This window comes from Nostoc sp. UIC 10607 (assembly GCF_047228265.1).
In the GTDB taxonomy this organism is placed as follows: domain Bacteria; phylum Cyanobacteriota; class Cyanobacteriia; order Cyanobacteriales; family Nostocaceae; genus Nostoc; species Nostoc foliaceum_A.
Genome location: NZ_JBIQNW010000001.1, coordinates 164,216 through 181,189, shown reverse-complemented (window position 1 = coordinate 181,189; position 16,974 = coordinate 164,216). Strand labels below are relative to the sequence as shown.

Below are 16,974 nucleotides of genomic sequence, written 5' to 3'. Positions count from 1 at the left end.
CTTTGAGCATCGTTAACGAGGCTTATAACTCCACTCTTTTACAGAAATTAAAGCAGAAAGCCATTGGCTAAAAGCCGTGGGAGTTTCAACTACTGCTTCCTACCCCATGACTAATGACCAATGACTAATGACTCAATTGCATTTGTATCAATGTCAAATTTGCTGGCGATCGCTCTCATTATATGTTGCTCAACTGGTGTAGTCTTATCGTCAAGCTGGGCAATTTTGTAACACTGAGCCAGCAAGGGTATGGCAAAATCACGATTCAGCTGATTGAGTAATATATCTAAAGACTTAAGTGATTTGATATTTTGGGCAATGGCATCCAATGAGTTATTACTAAGATTTACAGCTTGTAATTCTGGCAAAATTTCTTGCAAAGTCTTCTCTGGATGACTAGCGAGGATCATGTGAACTAAAATTTGATCCATGACTGCTTCTTGAGCGATCGCAGTTTCTAGATACTTTTCACTTTCAGCTTTCAATGTTGCTATTGTCTGTGGCGATGTAAGCGAAGTTGATTCATCCAGCTTGGCTTCATAAAATCGACAAGCAGCATACCCCAATGAATAAATCATCGTCGCATTTGAACTAGCTGCGATCGCTGCACCTGCAAAGGGCACATTTCTCAGCAAGCCTAATCCCGCAGCTTTCAAAAGACGCCCTCCACCCAAGGCCAGACCAAAAATTGCCAAAATTTCACCTTTCCGGGCAGGATCTTTTAAATCTAGCCCATAGTCAAATGCAATTTGATAAAGCATTTCTGACTGCAATTTTGTTGTCGCTGTTAAATCAATTGCCAACAACGCCACTGCTACTCCTGGCAAAATACTAGTAGCTAGTCCAACTGTGCCTGCTTGAGTCGCTTTTTCCAACATGATTCGGTGAGCAATCTGGCTGGGTGATTCATTTGGATACTGTTGCTTGAGCTTGTTTACCGCAGCTTCTGCTTTTTCCAAATCAACAGCGTCAGTATTACCAATCAGCCAATTTAGATTTAATACTCCAGATAGTTTTCTAATCAACCAATTTTCGCTGAGGCGATTCACAACCTGACCGCTGGTTTGAGTTGTTTGCTCAATTAACTTATGTGTTTGTTTCGCTGTCGCTTCTCCCACCCCTACTGCTGTGTCTAAAACTGCTTTGCCAGTCTGAGCAACATTTGTAAGAAAAGACTCTAATATAGACGGTTCATTTTCTACTGATGATTGAGCTTGGATATTTACTTCTGAAGTTTCTCTAGGTGAATTAACAGATTTATTCACCTCTATTTTTTGGGGTTTGTCTGCCATTGCTTGACACCATCTTGTAAAGCCTCTCTATTTAAACTTGTAGCGAAATATTAGCGGCTCTACATCCCTCTATAAACGTAAATATCAGTTTAAGATTAACTATTTTATTATCCAAACTACTATCTTAATCGGTCAGAATAGGAACATATTGCTCAAGGGTGAGTGTTCCCAAATACGCCAAAACTCGATTTATATCTAATTCCCGCGCTTGATCTAGCAAGACAATGAAAGACAGAGACAAAGCACCAGCATCGGCTGAAAAACGCTGTTATAAACTGAGATTATTGGACACCCAAGAACCATTTTGGTAGTTAAAGGTGCAATTATTAGCGTTGGGTACTTTTCCCCAAGGTATACCGACCACTACAGCACGTCGAGTTCCTTGCTGTTCTGTCCTCTAGGAATACTAGTAGGCTATCCTCTCACCTCTAGCCCCGTACTCATATCAGCATTACTTTCTAAAAAGTCATTATCTTTAAGAATTTCATAGAGATTAATGTCTTCCTCTAGCAAACAAGCATGTCCGCAATTCGGCAACACCACAATTTTGGTATTTGGTAAGATATTAGCTATCCGCTTCACTTCAGTTACAGAAGGCAAAAGGCGATCGCTACCACCGGCAATCAACAAAGCTGGTTGAGTTAAGCGACCTAATTTCTCGTCATCTACATCAAATTCTCGTAGTAAAGACAACCGCCAAAGAACGGTTTCTGACGGGACAGAACGCATAGTTTTCAGCAGTTCATGGCGATCGCTCCGAGAAATTCGTGGCAAAGATGCTAGAAACGGCAACAACCCCAGTGCGCCAACATCATACAACTCGGATGGCACCAAGTAAGTTAGTTGGGATGCCCAATTCAACCAAGGGCGAAGACGAAAGGCAGAAGCTGGGTTAATTAAAATAATTCGCTTGAATAAATGCGGTGCTTGGATTGCTACTTTCATTGCCAAGCAACCACCAAACGACTCACCACACAGGTAAACTGCCCTCTGAGAACTTTTTTCTAATTCGGCGTGGATTAAGTCCAATACACTCTTAGCTAGCACATCCCAAGTATTAAGGTCTTGGCGTGGGATCGCCAAACAACGGACATCAAAGCCAGTTTCTAATCCAGCGGTTTGCGATCGCAATAGTTGACCAGTTCCATCCATTCCTGGCAAATATACCAACAGCGGATACTCTGGCTGTACTCGTTTAGGAGTCAGGAAACAAGGGTTTAGCTCAACTTCTGAGATAGTCATTGGTCATTAGTCATTAGTCATTAGTCAATGGTATAAAACTTTTGGACTGCTGATTGTTGCTTTTACGAGCTTCGGTACTTTTGAGCAAAAACAAAAAAGGTCTCAGAGCAAGCTACTGAAAGCTTTGGAGACAATCCAAAATTTCAAATCGAATGGCTTTAATAGCAACCTTGACGCAGTAAGGTGCTAATTTCACCATGACAGTGTTCTGTCAGTTCAGCCACAACAGTTCTGGCTTGCTTGCCGTGATATTTTTGCTGATGTTGGGGCGTAATCCAATAAGGGCAACCGATTAACACCGCAACCCGACGATAAATTACCAGAGGATGCCAGCCAGCTTGCTTAAATAAAGGTTCTGAAGGGTCAAATAAACTCAAAAACCTTAAGGGGAAACCAGAAGTGTTTACCTCGTCTAAGGAGGCGATCGCGATCGGCAAAATAGCTAAATCCTGCACATTCGCTCGCAATGCCAAATGGGCAAATCCTCGCTGAAACTCACCTACTTGGTTTGGCTGAGTAAATTTCACCATTGGTTCAGTCCCTTCTGGAAATACTCCCACCATCTGCTTGGACTGCAATAGCAACTGTGACTGCGAAAAAAAGCTTTGCTGGCGGTTTTGAGTTTCTTCCAAAGGAAAACACCCCAATTGATCGGTGACAATCTCCCGCATTACTGGCACTTGTCCCATATAGTGATGGCAAGCAAAGCGAATCGGATTCGATAACGCCGCCATTAAAATAAATGCATCCATAAAGCTGCGGTGATTGCTGACTACCAACACGCTGGCATCCTGGGGAATGCGATCCTCATAATAACGAAACATTTGGGTTGAAAGCGCCGCCAGGAAAGCGCGAGAAATCTCCAGGGGGCTATTTCGACTCATACCTAATCAATATATTTTTCCGGTAAATATGACGGTTTATCTTAATTTAATTTTTACATTTCTTTACTACTGCCATGACCGTCTTAAGATAGAAATGTCTAAATCTACAAAAGTAGCTAGATTTTCTGCTTTCTCGGTTTTGTATTTTTGATCACAATAATATCTAATAGAAAGTATTCAAAAAAATTATGATTAGTTGATTTTCATCTTTTAAGCAAAAATGAGTTGAATTGATGCATATTACAAAACAATTCTTGGTCTGAGAAGTTTGCTAATATTAAGGTATTATTGGAAAAAATAGGAATATTATTGTATAATTGCGTGGTTTTGCCAATCAAAGTAAGTGTAAAACGTTTTAATAAGTTAATTTTTATTTTGTATGAATCTAGTGAATAAAACAGAAAAGACATTTGCACTAACGACACCTCTATATTATGTAAACGATGTCCCCCATATAGGCAGTGCTTATACGACGATCGCAGCAGATGTAGTAGCGCGATTTCAGAGATTGCTGGGGCATCAGGTATTACTAATTACAGGTACAGATGAACATGGGCAAAAAATTCAGCGATCGGCAGAAAGTTTAGGCAAAGCACCACAAGAGTTTTGCGATGAAATTGTCCCTAGTTTCGTGAATTTATGGCAGTTACTAGACATTCAATATGATCGCTTTAGTCGAACTACCGCACCTCGTCATGAAGCGATCGTCAAAGAATTCTTTGAGCGAGTCTGGAAATCTGGTGATATCTACCAGGGACAACAAAAAGGCTGGTACTGCGTATCCTGCGAAGAATTCAAAGAAGAACGGGATCTGCTAGAAGGACATCGTTGCCCGATTCATACTAACAAAGAAGTTGAGTGGCGAGACGAACAAAACTATTTTTTCCGCTTATCCAAATATCAAAATCAGCTGACAGAATTCTATCAATCTAGACCGGATTTTATTCAACCAGAAAGTCGGCGTAATGAAGTCCTCAACTTTGTCAATCAAGGGCTGCAAGACTTTTCCATTTCACGGGTGAATCTAGATTGGGGTTTTCCCGTACCAGTTGATCCCAAGCACACCCTTTATGTCTGGTTTGATGCGCTGCTGGGTTATGTAACGGCATTACTAGAACCAGATGCAGAACCGACTTTAGCAAATGCTTTAGAAACATGGTGGCCGATTAACTTGCACCTAATTGGTAAAGATATTCTGCGCTTCCATGCAGTTTACTGGCCAGCAATGCTGTTGTCGGCTAGCTTACCCTTGCCAGAGCGAGTATTTGGGCATGGCTTTTTGACCAAAGATGGGCAGAAGATGGGCAAAAGTCTGGGTAATACCCTTGATCCTATAGCCCTAGTTCAGCGCTATGGTAGTGATGCCGTTCGTTATTACTTCCTTAAGGAAATCGAATTTGGCAAGGATGGAGATTTTAATGAAGTTAGGTTCATTAATGTTTTGAATGCAGATTTGGCAAATGACTTAGGTAATTTGCTCAATCGCACTTTGAACATGGTGAAGAAATACTGCGCAGAGAATCATGTCCCATCAATCGGCAATGAAGGGATTCCTGACGAAAATCCTTTAAAAACAATTGGTTTACGTCTAGGAGAACAGGTGGAAAAAGCCTATGAGGAGCTAGCTTTCAATCAAGCCTGCGGGGCTATCCTTTCACTGGTACAAGCCAGTAATAAGTTTATTGATGAACAAGCTCCTTGGTCATTATATAAACAGGGACAGCAGGAGTCGGTGGAAAAAGTTCTCTACGCAGTTCTAGAATCAGTTAGACTAGCAGCTTATCTGCTATCCCCAATTATTCCGAACATCAGTAGCGATATTTATCAGCAGCTAGGCTTCGGAATAAACTTTAACGATCAAATACAAAGTTCAATTACCGCTCCTTTTGCTATCCATGCTACATGGGGGATACTATCCAGTAAACAACAGTTGGGTACACCCCAACCAATTTTTAAGCGAATAGAACTCCCAAAAAACGATTAGTCCTTATCAAAGTCTGATTTTGTTCAATTTCTTATTTTCTCAAAAAATTTATCGGGGCTGATCTTAAATTAGCCCCGGAACATTATCATAAGCCGCTGTGACTAGCATCTAAAAGTTGGTAATTTGTATCAAAAATAACAGGGATAAAAATTGAGGTATCACAATGATGTTGAATAATTTTGAAACCGATTCAATATTTACGCCAGAACAAGTTTTGGAGAATCGGGGTCGGGTCGCCATATTTATTGATGGCTCAAATCTATTTTACGCTGCACTACAACTAGGGATTGAAATCGATTACACGAAGCTACTGTGTCGATTAACTGGAGGTTCTAGATTACTGCGGTCTTTTTTCTACACTGGGGTAGATCGGACAAACGAGAAGCAACAGGGGTTTTTGCTGTGGATGCGTCGCAATGGCTATCGGGTCATTGCTAAGGATTTAGTCCAGCTACCAGATGGCTCTAAAAAAGCTAACCTGGATGTAGAAATAGCAGTAGACATGATGGCGCTAGTCGATTCTTATGATACCGCAGTTTTAGTCAGCGGTGATGGAGATTTGGCATATGCGGTAAATTCAGTCAGCTATCGTGGCGTGCGGGTAGAAGTAGTAAGCTTGCGATCAATGACCAGCGACAGCTTAATTAATGTAAGCGATCGCTACATTGATTTAGAAGCCATCAAAGAGGATATTCAAAAAACCCCTCGCCAAAGCTATCCATACCGACCTTTATCTGGTATCGGTTTTTTGGAAGACCCCAGAACTAGTGATGGACACCTAGAAATCCAAGAATAATGCCGTATCAATTTGATCAAAAGGGGAGACTAGGAAAGAGAAAAATTCAAAATTTCTCCTCCACTCCCTCTTTTCTTATTTTACCTTTGACCTTGTTCTTGGTATTTGGTTTACTGAGCTGCGGAGGTAAATCCCCGCCAGCTTCTCAACAAAATACTGTGGATTCATCTGGTCAAGATAGTAATTTAACTTTCTTTGATGTCACCCTAGAACAAGCTGATGAAGTCGGAAGACCGATTTGGAAAGTCCGAGCTAAAACCGCAAAATATACCAAAGAAAAACAAATTGGCCAAGCTGAAAGCCCTTATGGTGAACTATACCAAGATGGCAAAGTAGTCTACCAAATCAAGGCAGATGTTGCAGACATTGAACAAGATGGGAAACAGTTGTTTCTTAAAGGTAAGATATTTGCCACAGACCCTAGCAATGGAATTGTGTTGCAGGGAAATGAATTAGAATGGCGTCCCAAAGAAGATTTGTTGATTGTTCGCAACCAGATTAACGGTAGTCATAAACAACTACAAGCAGTGGCGCAGGAAGCGCGAGTCAAAACCCGCGAACAGCGCATGGAATTTTCTGGAGGGGTAGTAGCAAATTCCGCTGATCCCCAGATGCAAGTAAGAACCGAGCATTTGATTTGGAATATTAAAGAAGAAAAACTGATTGGCGATCGCCCCATAGAAATTGATCGCTACAAAGATAATAAAATTAGCGATCGCGGCAAGGGAAAATCTGCCGAAGTCAACTTAAAAACGAAAATTGCCACTATTAAACAAAATGCTCAATTAGAGTTAATAGACCCACCAGTGCAAATAGCTAGCAACTCTATGACCTGGAACATGAAGGCAGAAACTGTTACTACAAATTCCCCTGTGCGGATGTTCCAGCGTGCCGAAAATCTTACCGTCACCGCCAATCAAGGTGAAATGAAAATACCGCAAAAAACGGTTTATTTAACAGGTAATGTTAACGCCATTGGTCAGCGTCGCCAGTCTTTGAAATCTAATACATTAACTTGGTATTTAGACAATAAGTTAGTTGAAGCTCAGGGAAATGTCGTTTATCGACAAGTTGATCCACAGTTAAATTTTACGGGTGAAACAGCCGTTGGTAATCTGCAAACAGAAAATATTGTTGTCAAAGGCGGTAGTTCTAGCGGTAGGGTAGTAACAGAAATTATTCCCCAAGAAAGAGCCAATCGTCAGTAGTCAAGTTAGGGTGAATGGGTCCCACCTTCACCCAAAAATTTTGGGTTGGTCAAGTACTAGGCTAGGATCTTACTAATACAAGTCTTTTGATAGCCCATGAATGGATCAAACCGATTAGGCAAGGAATCCTTGCTAACATCCCAGCAAGCAGAACATTATCACGATACAGACCACGAGCATATAGATCATACTCATGGGACTGGAGAGCCGGCTCATCCTCACGTCCATAGCGAAGAGTCGTTACGGCGAATTGCCAATAGATTATCGCGGATAGAAGGACATGTTCGGGGTATTAAAACAATGGTGCAGCAAAATAGCCCTTGTCCTGATGTTCTACTGCAAATTGCCGCAGTGCGAGGCGCATTAGATAGGGTAGCGCGAATTGTTTTGGATGAACATTTAACTGAGTGTATTGGTAGAGCTGCACAAGAGGGTAATATTGACGTTGAAATTAAACAGTTAAAAGCTGCTTTAGATCGGTTTTTACCTTAAGAATTAGAAAAATAAAAAATTAACTAGTACGACAAGACATTTTGTAGAGATACGAGATTTAGATTTGATGTATTGGCTCAGGCATAAATTTTTTTATGCCAAACTTAACACAAGTATCTCACAGTCATAACTGATGGTTTAGGCAGTTTTAAAGCAATTGCATGGTGGTAAATATACCATCTAAACTATATTAAACCGGGGATATTTTTTCTTACCTATCTTGCCAAGGATCGAAAATGTGATGCCTATGGCGGTAAGCTATCCATTATCGTTAAAACCCTGGATGATCAATCTTGTAACCAACCAGACTTTAATATAATATGCAGCCGTGATAGTGATTAGCTAGACTATGCTTCTACTAGAAAAATATCATTTTCACTATTCTTTTATTGACAGATTCAATAAACCACTGATTCTTTTTCTGCACGGTTTTATGGGTAATATCAATGAATTTGATGAAGCCATAAAATTGTTATTTGACGAATTTTCTTATTTAACACTTGATCTTCCTGGACATGGCAAAACTCAAGTTTTGGGTGGAGATGAGTACTACACAATGGCAAACATTGCTCATGCTTTAATCAGTTTCTTAGATGAGTTAAAAATTTCCAAATGTTTTTTAGTTGGTTATTCAATGGGTGGGAGATTGGCTTTATACCTCACCCTTCATTTTCCAGAACGTTTTCATAAAGTGGTGCTAGAGTCAGTTTCTCCTGGTTTGTCAACAGAAGTAGAACGATTAGAACGCATTAAACTTGATACACAAATAGGCAGAAAGTTAACAAGAAGTGTTGAAAAAAGCGATTTGGCAACTTTTTTATCAAATTGGTATAATCAAGCAATTTTTGGTTATATAAAAAATCAGCCAGAATACGATCGCATGATAGAAAATCGCTTGCAGAATAATCCACATGAATTAGATAAATCGTTACGCTTCATGGGTACTGGATGTCAACCTTCTTTGTGGGAAAAACTAAAAGAGAATAAAATTCCTGTGCTCTTACTAGTTGGTGAATATGATGAAAAATTTATATCTATTAATACAGAAATGGCTAAACTATGTGAATTTGCCCAGCTAAAAATAATTAAGAACGCTGGACATAATATTCATTTTGAAAATTCCTTGATATTTGTGGAGAATATCAAAGATTTTTTATCCGCAGCAAGTTAAAAATTAGGATAACATTACTGCTTCTTTAGCAACTTCTTTACTGCATTGCTAGAAGGAGTTGGTGATAGTGACAAATTCGGGGCTGTTGGTTGATTAGCTGGGGTTAATTCCTCTTGCAACATTTTCTGATAAATTTTAGGTAAAGAGCTACTAACAGAATTAGTTTCTATACCATATCCTAGACTTGTCCAGGTGGGAGAAAGTCGCCGCAAAACATCATTTAACTTTCCCTGACGCAACAGTTGAGAAATATCAACTCCCCAAACTTTAGGATCATTTAACCATCGGTAAACTACTACATCTTGATATTCTGCTTCAAAACTATAACCAGTCCAAAACATCATCTGCATTGGATTTGGATGATAACGAGGGGCTAAACGATACCAAGTAATGTTGATAATTTGATATCTGCCAGCAGCGGTAGAACAATTACCTGTGTTGGGACCTGTGACAATTGTGACGCATATCTCAGGATGTCGGCTGAGGTCGTTGACTTGCTGTCCACCATACAACAGTGAATAAGGACGGTTCCCACTAGCCTCACTCGCCGAGATAGTTCGCATTAAAGCGCGGATATAGGGGTCGCCCTGTTTCATGACCAAAGGCGGCTGTTTAACTGCAAAGATGGGATCAGAAGGCGATCGCAAGTCTCCAATATACCATTGCAACAAATACACAAAGCCGAGAAGCGCGGCTATTGGACCAATAAGTTTTTCGACACCTTTGAATTCAAAGCCTTTCAGAGTCCGACTCCTTCAAATTTGCTCTCTTTGCTAACAACAATGATTGACGAACTCATTCTGGCAAAGTTCACTTCCATCCAATACAGTCTATTCGTAGGGACACAGCAATGCTATGCCCAAAGCGCATGTGTATCCAAGTAAGACACGCTATAAGAGTTTTAACCCCTAACTCGTCACTGGTTGATTAAGCGACGTTAGCAAATAATTCACCAAAAGTTTTGGAGGTAGCTTCAGGTTTGGCAACAATCTCGACAATTTTATTGCGTGCATCTACTTCAAACAGTGCCTCAACAGCAACTTGGGCGACTTTTTGCCTGGGTATGCTACCGTCGAAAAGTGTATCAGCACTTTGCATCACGATCGCGTCGGAATTATCTTCATTCTTCAACCCACCAGGGCGCACAATGGTATAGGTAAGACCACTTTTCTGGATGTACTCTTCAGCTTGCTTTTTCCACACTAAAATCAGCCAAAACAAGTTCAGTGGATGGAATAACTGCGAAGTACACAAAGAAGACACTAAGACAAAATGCTCAATTCCCTTTGCCTTGGCAGCATCTACTAAATTTTTAGTCCCTTCAAAATCCACTTTATAGGGGCCAGTAGGGTCAAAGCTAGGTTTTGCCCCAGTAGCAACTAACAAAACTGTGCTATCTCCCAACGCAGCATTTAAACTTTCTGGTTGTAACACGTCGCCTACTACCAATTCGGCTTCAGGAGACAGAATACCCCTAGCTTTCTCTATATTCCGCACCAAGGCTCGGACGGGAATATTCCGCGCTATCAACTCTTGCACAATCCGGCGACCTGTTTCACCCGTTGCCCCTGCTACAAATGCTTTCATGAGAAATGCTATCCTGGGAAACTATTGTGTGCTTGTTCAGTTCTTTATTTTAGTAATTCTATGGAGCTGATGGCAGATTAATGAGGTTTCAGTCAAAATAGGATCTTAGTGCGAAATGACCCAGGCATATGGGGAATCATTAATATAGACGAACGCCAAAGTATACATTAATGCATTTATGCTTTCAACAAACGGCGAATATAAATCCTGGGAAATAACAGAAGCAGTTTTACCTGTAGCCTCCAGCCAAGAAGAAGCTGAGGACACATTAATAGAAGCAAATGTAGCGACGCTCACAAAGTTTTCCGGTCGTTATCAAGATTTTATGGAAATGCCTGCCCCAGTAGAAAAGGTTGCTGAGTATCTTAATGCTCACGCCTCATGGTTTTCGCGTTGCGCTGAACCTATGAAGGTGCAACCATTGGGGGAAAATGGCTACGCTTTAGTAATTGGCCGTTTTGGTGCTTTTGGTTATGATGTAGAACCAAAAATTGGTTTGGAATTGTTGCCTCCAGAGGAGAGTATTTACCGCATCCGTACAATCCCCATTCCTGATTACCAACCGCCTGGTTATGACGTAGACTATCGGGCATCGCTACAGTTAATAGAAAACGATGCTTGCACTAGCGTTGGTGAGGTTACCAGGGTTGAATGGGAATTGGATTTAATGGTTTATTTGCACTTTCCCCGGTTTATTCAGCGATTACCCAAGTCTATAATTCAATCTACAGGCGATCGCTTACTTAACCAAATTGTCCGCCAAGTCTCCCGCCGCTTAACTCGCAAAGTTCAAGAAGATTTTCATAAATCTTTAGAAATACCCTTTCCAGGGAATTCCAAGCAAAAGCAGTGATTCAACAGTCATTTGTCATTTGTCAAAATTTCATGACAAATGACAAAGTACCCCTTACTATGCTTTAGTGAGAATTCTTTGGACAATTTGCACGCCGGTGACAGCCTGCCAAGCAAAAAGTCCCAAAAGGGTAAAATTCAACAGAATGTGAGTTGCACGCGCCCAATTTGCTCCTTTCTGCATATAAGGAGACAAAGCAGCAGAAAATGCAATCAGACCCGTCATACCGAGTCCTGCCAGCAGGTGAGGCCCGACAAATAACTTGCCATTATTGATGTAAGTGACACCCATCCCTCCAATTGCACCTACCACCATCAAAGCTAGGAGTATAGACCCGATTTGGTAGTGTCTGACGTTATATCTACCTTTAATCAGTTCTTTCTTTTCTTCCCCCTGAGCATTTCTGGTACGCTGTAGTTGCAGCCCCAAGTAGGCAGCATAAATTGAAAGTACTAATAGCGCCCACATGATCACCGGATGAAAGAAGTTCAGCCAATATTTCACCGACGCAGAAAGTTCCAGACTCATGGTGTTCTCGCCCAATTATTAAATCTTCATAAAAATTAGCATAACTCTATTTCCTGTGCTGCAAGTTGCACAAACTAAAAGAGGCTAAGAAAGAGAAGAGTGAAGCCTCCCTCGCTTTACTTTTCATCAAGCCAATAGCCAGAATGTTTGCCAAGACTGCTTTGATGAAATTTTAATATTTAATTTTGAATTTTGAATTGCATAACCCTCTTGCCAAAGTGGATAAACAATCTCAGACTAAATTTTGAGGGTAGACGAACAAAACCCCCTGTGTGGGATCTCATCCATGATTGAAAACAACGATACTTTGCTGCTAAAAGCTGCTAAAAGTGGCGATATTAAGCATCTGTGTGCGCTACTGGCTGCTGGTGCGAGGGTGGACGCGTGCGATCGCCAAGGCACGACGGCGTTAATGTTTGCTGCCAATCTAGGCTATACCGAAATTGTGCGATCGCTGTTGGATGCTGGGGCAAATATTAACTTGCCCAGAAAACTCTATGGTTTGACGGCTTTAATGTTGGCAGCTAGTGCCAAACAGCTTGACATTGTGCAGCTTTTACTATCCAAAGGTGCTGATGTAAATGCCACTAATGAAGATGGCAGCACAGCTTTAATGGCAGCTGTACTCAAAGGTCATATCGATGTAGTGCGAGTTTTATTGGCTGCTGGTGCGAAGGTGAATATCGCAGATAAAGATGATGATACTGCGTTGAAACTAGCAGTTAAGCAGGGAAAAATAGAAGTTTTACAAGCACTTCTCCAAAATGGTGTCGATATCAATATCCGAGATGAGGAGGGTGAGACACTCTTAACATTAGCGGCAGATTTGGGACATCTGGGTGTTGTGGAAGCACTGCTAGCGGCAGGAGCTGATGTGAATGTGAAAAACGCTGATGGTGGAACTGCGCTATCGGCAGCAGCGGCGGCTGGACACAGTGCGATCGCAGCAGTTTTACTGGATCGAGGAGCTGAAATTAATCTCCAAGACCAAGATGGTGAAACTGCTTTACACCTTGCCGTTGTGGAAGGCTACATTGATGTCGTACAACTGTTACTTAACAGGGGTGCAGATGTCCAAATTAGGAACCATCTGGGTGATACGCCACTGCTTGTAGCTGCATTGCAGGGACATAACCAAATTGTCGAGACACTACTACGTTCTGGGGCAGATATTACTGGGAAAAATCTTGGTGAAGCACCTTTGACGCTGGCTGTATCACAAGGACACACCCAAACAGTGAAAGTGCTGCTAGAGTACGGTGCTGATGCCAATACTCCGGGCGATGATGGCAAAACTGCTTTGATCAAGGCAACCGAACGCAAGTACATAGAGATAATACATTTGCTGCTAGCAAAGGGAGCAAATGTGAATTTTCAAGACTCGGCGAGGGCAACAGCATTGATGTGGGCTGCCTCAGCAGGTTACGGCGAAATTGTGCAGTTGTTACTGCAAGCTGGGGCAGATATGAATTTGAAAAACCGGGGTGGTTATACTGCTTTGATGATTGCAGAATTTAATGGTTATAAGAATGTGGTGCGGAGTCTGCAAAAAGCTGGGGCGCAAGAATAGCTATCTGAATTCTTAAAATATTTTCAGAAATATGTTGACAAATCATTAAATGAAGGTTATCTACTTAAATACTGAGGAGATTTAAAAAACCAAGTCTAGGCGTAAGAAATAAAGAAAGCAAAACTCCGTCGTAGCTGTTGTGAACTTACTACGGCGGAGAAAGAAAAAATTAAAACGACAAGAGGGAGCAGGCTAAATGCTTGCATCACAAGGATAGAAAGAAAGCAAAAATGAAGAAGTAAATTTACCTTTTACTTTTTACCTTGTACTTTTACCTTTTACCTAGTCTCCCCCTTGGCGTTTCCTACTGTGCTAGATGTGCAAAATATATAGTTTTTACTTTAACAGAAAAGTATTCTAACGATCATTTTTTATGTATCCTCCCTAAGGCTGAATAAAAATGAATCTGAAAAAAGGTTGATGTGCGAACATTTGAGCGATCGCTACGGCAAGCCAAGGAAAAAATAAATAAAAAATTAAATTTAGTATAATCACTATGGTGAATCCCCAGTCACCATCGGGTTAATCATGACTTGACCAAGAAAAAATGGTTAATGACTATAAAATTTGCAGAACAACTAGTGTCATATCATCAGTGTTTTGCTTATCAGCACCAATGAATTGCTCAACTTGGTCAAATAGGTAATCCACAATCTCCTCTGGCCCATTGCAGTACTTGCAAGCCGTATTGAAGCCAGCGACAAAGTTATCTTCATCGAAGCGATCGCCACCAGCAGCAGCGGCATCGGTCAAGCCATCTGTATAGTAAATAATTGTATCCCCAGGCTCTAACTGTGCCTGTGCATCTTCATATTGGCTGTTGGCATCCAAACCGATTAACATTCCTAGAGTATCTAAACGGCTGACAGTTTTCGTGGCTGCGTGCCACCACAAGGGAGGATTGTGTGCCGCATTGCTATAAGACAAAATTCGATTATGGGGATTATATTCTGAGTAAAATAGCGTTACAAAGCGGTGGGAATTTTCCAAATCCGCATACATAACTCTATTTAAGTTTTGCAGAATTCCGGCTGGGGAATTGCCATGTAGCACTTCTCCTCTTAGCATTCCTCGCATCATCGTCATAATCAGCCCTGCGGGAACACCCTTGCCCATGACATCTCCAATAACCAAGCCCCAGCGACCAGTTTCTGTGCTGCCTTTAGATTTGGACTGAATTTTATTGTGATTGGTAGCAATAAAGTCGTAGTAGTCTCCGCCGACGCGATTGGCAGGTTTACAGCGTGCCGCAAGGACTGCACCAGGGATTGTGGGGCATTGACGTGGTAGAAGTCGCCGTTGAATTTCTGCGCCAATTTCTAGTTCTTGGTCTAGGCGTTCTTTTTTTCTTAGTTCTACGGCTAGTTCATCGTTTTCGATTGCTACCGCTGTTTGGTCTGCTACTAACCTAACTAACTTTTGCCTAGTTTCTGTCCAACTATATTCTGGATCACGGCTCAAGACATAGAGCCATCCTCGTTCTGTATGCTTCACTAGAATTGCCGTACCAAAGATTTGCACATCAGGCCCCAGATAGCGATGCATCTGGTCATCCAAAATCCCCGTGGCATTCGCTAGAGGGGCATTATTGGGTAGAAGCGTGATTTGACTACTAGCTATTTCTAGCGCTTTACGGATATTCTTTCGCTGACCACTATCTTGCCAATGTAACTGCTCTAACCTGACTTGACCATTAGGTTTGTAGAGAAACAGAGCGCTGCCGTCTGCATCTGTCACTCTTGTTGCCATCAGCGGTATCAGTTCCAAAAACTGATTCAAATTATTGAAACTTCTCAGGGCAAAGCCTAAAGAACTTAGCAAATCTTGAATTTTGTTCTGTTCCCGGTGCAACCTTGCCACGAGTTCTTTGAGTGCCACGACTGGTGTGACATCTGTCGCGGCACTAGTATTGTTGTCAGTGGGTTGAGAGGGCAGTTGAGACACAGGCACAGGTACTATTGCACTTTATATTGGTAAATTTCAGATTACTTATAAATCTTTTGGCTTTGGCATTGCTAAACCATATTTAGACAAGACTTGTCACTTTAGCAAGAGTATAAAGACGTAACAGGCAAGTTTTATAAGTATTTTATTTGTTTTTTGTCTTTTTGATTGAATCTTAAAAATTTAAATTCATGTATTTTTATTCAAAACACAACCCGTAAAAATTACTAGCTTCGGTGATAGTTCAGAAAGGTTTTCATTTTTTCATAACCTAATTACCAAAGCATATCTCTAAAGTAATAAAAATACTTTATGAAAAGAATAATTCATAACGCTTTCAGAATAACTTTTTTGGCAGAGGCAACTAGGAGACTAGAAGTCTTTTAAGTGAAAAATTTTGTAGACGCTCACATCGTAGCTTAGTTTGGTAAAAAGCAGACTTATACCCATTACCCAACCTAAGAATATATAAATAAGTCTTCAAATACTTAATTTATATACCATAATTACCGGGATAATCACCAAGATTGAGGTTTTCCATTTTTAATTTATCGTTTTGCGAATTTTTAAGTTACTGAATATGCAAAATTTAAACCCCTTGAAACGGGATAAAAGTAAGACAACCTAATCTTTAGAGTCCGTGTCAAGAGATTTAAACCATTAGCCCGTCATTGATTTTAGGGCAATAAGCTTGGGTTAGGACTTAACTCTTTATCAAAGTCAATTTTTTATAACATAGACACAAAGAGGCTTTCCACAGGCTATAGCCTTTTTTCTACGGGACGCAAAGAAAAATAACGAAGAAATGCTTAACTGAACTGTATTGGATTTTAGGGGGGATTCATTTGGTAAGTGTAAGACTATGAATGGAAGAGATGACATTAAATCTAAAAAAATATCCTCCAATAACTTTAAGTCAAAAGCTAGAAAAAGTGTTGTTGTTTAAATATCAGACTTAAAACCTCTCAATTTACTACAGAAAATATTGTAGCTACTTCAGCAACTATGATATGAGAAAATGCCTGGGAGTGTTGAACCAGCTTACTTACACCAATTCATTTTTTGAGTCCACAGTGGACGATTTTCCGAAGTTATGATGATCGGAAGCTGTCCTTTTCCTGATGTCGCTGCTGGTAAAATAGCTGACGCTCATCCTCCTACTATTAAGTAAAATTACGTACATATCTCCCAACTGGGTACAAATCGCCATAGTCAACACTAAGAAACTGTGGAGGGAAACTCCTCCCCTAGTGCTGGACTCACCCGCGCTGGCTCCCCAACGCACTATTCACCGCTCAGACTGCTATCCATCCTACAGCTATAGTTATTTTTGTGGGGGTAGGTGTCTCGCTTGCCCTTTACATTACTGCAAGATGCAAGCTTCCTGGCTCTTGTGTGTCGCAACTAAATGCCATTTAGAGAG

14 protein-coding genes are annotated in these 16,974 nt (G+C 40.9%); 7 read left to right on the top strand and 7 right to left on the bottom strand.

The window, feature by feature from the left end; genetic code table 11:
- Nucleotides 1-110: 110 nt before the first annotated feature.
- The 3 genes from ACEYW6_RS00720 to ACEYW6_RS00710 form a co-directional block, all read right to left on the bottom strand.
- Nucleotides 111-1,292, bottom strand: coding sequence for a hypothetical protein (locus ACEYW6_RS00720; protein WP_412978246.1), 1,182 nt, complete (start codon nt 1,290-1,292; stop codon nt 111-113).
- A 414-nt stretch (nt 1,293-1,706) separates the two neighbouring features.
- A complete protein-coding gene (locus tag ACEYW6_RS00715; protein WP_190896823.1) occupies nt 1,707-2,534 on the bottom strand; it encodes an alpha/beta fold hydrolase in 828 nt (275 codons plus the stop codon).
- A 158-nt stretch (nt 2,535-2,692) separates the two neighbouring features.
- Entirely contained in the window at nt 2,693-3,418 is a 726-nt protein-coding gene (locus ACEYW6_RS00710) for a lysophospholipid acyltransferase family protein (RefSeq protein WP_412978245.1), read from the bottom strand.
- 379 nt (nt 3,419-3,797) lie between these two features.
- Here ACEYW6_RS00710 and metG point away from each other — a divergent pair, with 379 nt between their 5' ends.
- The 5 genes from metG (at nt 3,798) to menH (ending at nt 9,069) form a co-directional block, all read left to right on the top strand.
- Entirely contained in the window at nt 3,798-5,402 is a 1,605-nt protein-coding gene (metG, locus tag ACEYW6_RS00705; protein ID WP_412978244.1) for a methionine--tRNA ligase, read from the top strand.
- A gap of 166 nt (nt 5,403-5,568) precedes the next feature.
- Nucleotides 5,569-6,198 carry an NYN domain-containing protein gene (locus ACEYW6_RS00700; RefSeq protein WP_041565095.1) on the top strand — a complete coding sequence of 210 codons (630 nt, stop codon included), beginning with the start codon at nt 5,569-5,571 and terminating at the stop codon, nt 6,196-6,198.
- Nucleotides 6,198-7,406 (top strand): LPS export ABC transporter periplasmic protein LptC, encoded by a 1,209-nt coding sequence (gene lptC, locus ACEYW6_RS00695; RefSeq protein WP_412978243.1) that lies wholly within the window; start codon nt 6,198-6,200, stop codon nt 7,404-7,406. The genes ACEYW6_RS00700 and lptC overlap by 1 nt, the downstream gene beginning before the upstream one ends.
- A gap of 96 nt (nt 7,407-7,502) precedes the next feature.
- Nucleotides 7,503-7,898 carry a metal-sensing transcriptional repressor gene (locus ACEYW6_RS00690; RefSeq protein WP_190896817.1) on the top strand — a complete coding sequence of 132 codons (396 nt, stop codon included), beginning with the start codon at nt 7,503-7,505 and terminating at the stop codon, nt 7,896-7,898.
- Between the two features lie 349 nt (nt 7,899-8,247).
- Nucleotides 8,248-9,069 carry a 2-succinyl-6-hydroxy-2,4-cyclohexadiene-1-carboxylate synthase gene (menH, locus tag ACEYW6_RS00685; RefSeq protein ID WP_412978242.1) on the top strand — a complete coding sequence of 274 codons (822 nt, stop codon included), beginning with the start codon at nt 8,248-8,250 and terminating at the stop codon, nt 9,067-9,069.
- A gap of 14 nt (nt 9,070-9,083) precedes the next feature.
- Here the strand turns inward: menH and ACEYW6_RS00680 are convergent, their stop codons facing one another.
- A complete protein-coding gene (locus tag ACEYW6_RS00680) occupies nt 9,084-9,746 on the bottom strand; it encodes a glycoside hydrolase (protein WP_412978241.1) in 663 nt (220 codons plus the stop codon).
- A gap of 250 nt (nt 9,747-9,996) precedes the next feature.
- Entirely contained in the window at nt 9,997-10,656 is a 660-nt protein-coding gene (locus ACEYW6_RS00675) for an NAD(P)H-binding protein (RefSeq protein ID WP_190896812.1), read from the bottom strand.
- A gap of 178 nt (nt 10,657-10,834) precedes the next feature.
- On the opposite strand from ACEYW6_RS00675, the gene ACEYW6_RS00670 reads away from it, so the two are divergent.
- Nucleotides 10,835-11,509: a DUF1997 domain-containing protein gene (locus ACEYW6_RS00670; RefSeq protein WP_190896810.1), complete on the top strand. Its 675-nt coding sequence runs from the start codon at nt 10,835-10,837 to the stop codon at nt 11,507-11,509.
- Nucleotides 11,510-11,566: 57 nt separating this feature from the next.
- On the opposite strand, the gene ACEYW6_RS00665 is transcribed toward ACEYW6_RS00670, so the two are convergent.
- Nucleotides 11,567-12,037 (bottom strand): DUF4079 domain-containing protein, encoded by a 471-nt coding sequence (locus ACEYW6_RS00665; RefSeq protein WP_196509552.1) that lies wholly within the window; start codon nt 12,035-12,037, stop codon nt 11,567-11,569.
- Nucleotides 12,038-12,323: 286 nt separating this feature from the next.
- Between ACEYW6_RS00665 and ACEYW6_RS00660 the strand changes: the two genes are divergently transcribed.
- Nucleotides 12,324-13,607 (top strand): ankyrin repeat domain-containing protein, encoded by a 1,284-nt coding sequence (locus ACEYW6_RS00660; RefSeq protein ID WP_412978240.1) that lies wholly within the window; start codon nt 12,324-12,326, stop codon nt 13,605-13,607.
- A gap of 558 nt (nt 13,608-14,165) precedes the next feature.
- On the opposite strand, the gene ACEYW6_RS00655 is transcribed toward ACEYW6_RS00660, so the two are convergent.
- The gene (locus ACEYW6_RS00655) at nt 14,166-15,557 is read right to left on the bottom strand and encodes a PP2C family protein-serine/threonine phosphatase (RefSeq protein WP_412978239.1); all 1,392 of its coding nucleotides are present in this window, start codon (nt 15,555-15,557) and stop codon (nt 14,166-14,168) included.
- Nucleotides 15,558-16,974: the final 1,417 nt, after the last annotated feature.

What these genes read in the sequence shown, in the direction of transcription:
- ACEYW6_RS00720 (WP_412978246.1), bottom strand. Translation starts at nt 1,292, where the DNA reads ATGGCAGACAAACCCCAAAAAATAGAGGTGAATAAATCTGTTAATTCA.
- ACEYW6_RS00715 (WP_190896823.1), bottom strand. Translation starts at nt 2,534, where the DNA reads ATGACTATCTCAGAAGTTGAGCTAAACCCTTGTTTCCTGACTCCTAAA.
- ACEYW6_RS00710 (WP_412978245.1), bottom strand. Translation starts at nt 3,418, where the DNA reads ATGAGTCGAAATAGCCCCCTGGAGATTTCTCGCGCTTTCCTGGCGGCG.
- metG (WP_412978244.1), top strand. Translation starts at nt 3,798, where the DNA reads ATGAATCTAGTGAATAAAACAGAAAAGACATTTGCACTAACGACACCT.
- ACEYW6_RS00700 (WP_041565095.1), top strand. Translation starts at nt 5,569, where the DNA reads ATGTTGAATAATTTTGAAACCGATTCAATATTTACGCCAGAACAAGTT.
- lptC (WP_412978243.1), top strand. Translation starts at nt 6,198, where the DNA reads ATGCCGTATCAATTTGATCAAAAGGGGAGACTAGGAAAGAGAAAAATT.
- ACEYW6_RS00690 (WP_190896817.1), top strand. Translation starts at nt 7,503, where the DNA reads ATGAATGGATCAAACCGATTAGGCAAGGAATCCTTGCTAACATCCCAG.
- menH (WP_412978242.1), top strand. Translation starts at nt 8,248, where the DNA reads ATGCTTCTACTAGAAAAATATCATTTTCACTATTCTTTTATTGACAGA.
- ACEYW6_RS00675 (WP_190896812.1), bottom strand. Translation starts at nt 10,656, where the DNA reads ATGAAAGCATTTGTAGCAGGGGCAACGGGTGAAACAGGTCGCCGGATT.
- ACEYW6_RS00670 (WP_190896810.1), top strand. Translation starts at nt 10,835, where the DNA reads ATGCTTTCAACAAACGGCGAATATAAATCCTGGGAAATAACAGAAGCA.
- ACEYW6_RS00665 (WP_196509552.1), bottom strand. Translation starts at nt 12,037, where the DNA reads ATGAGTCTGGAACTTTCTGCGTCGGTGAAATATTGGCTGAACTTCTTT.
- ACEYW6_RS00660 (WP_412978240.1), top strand. Translation starts at nt 12,324, where the DNA reads ATGATTGAAAACAACGATACTTTGCTGCTAAAAGCTGCTAAAAGTGGC.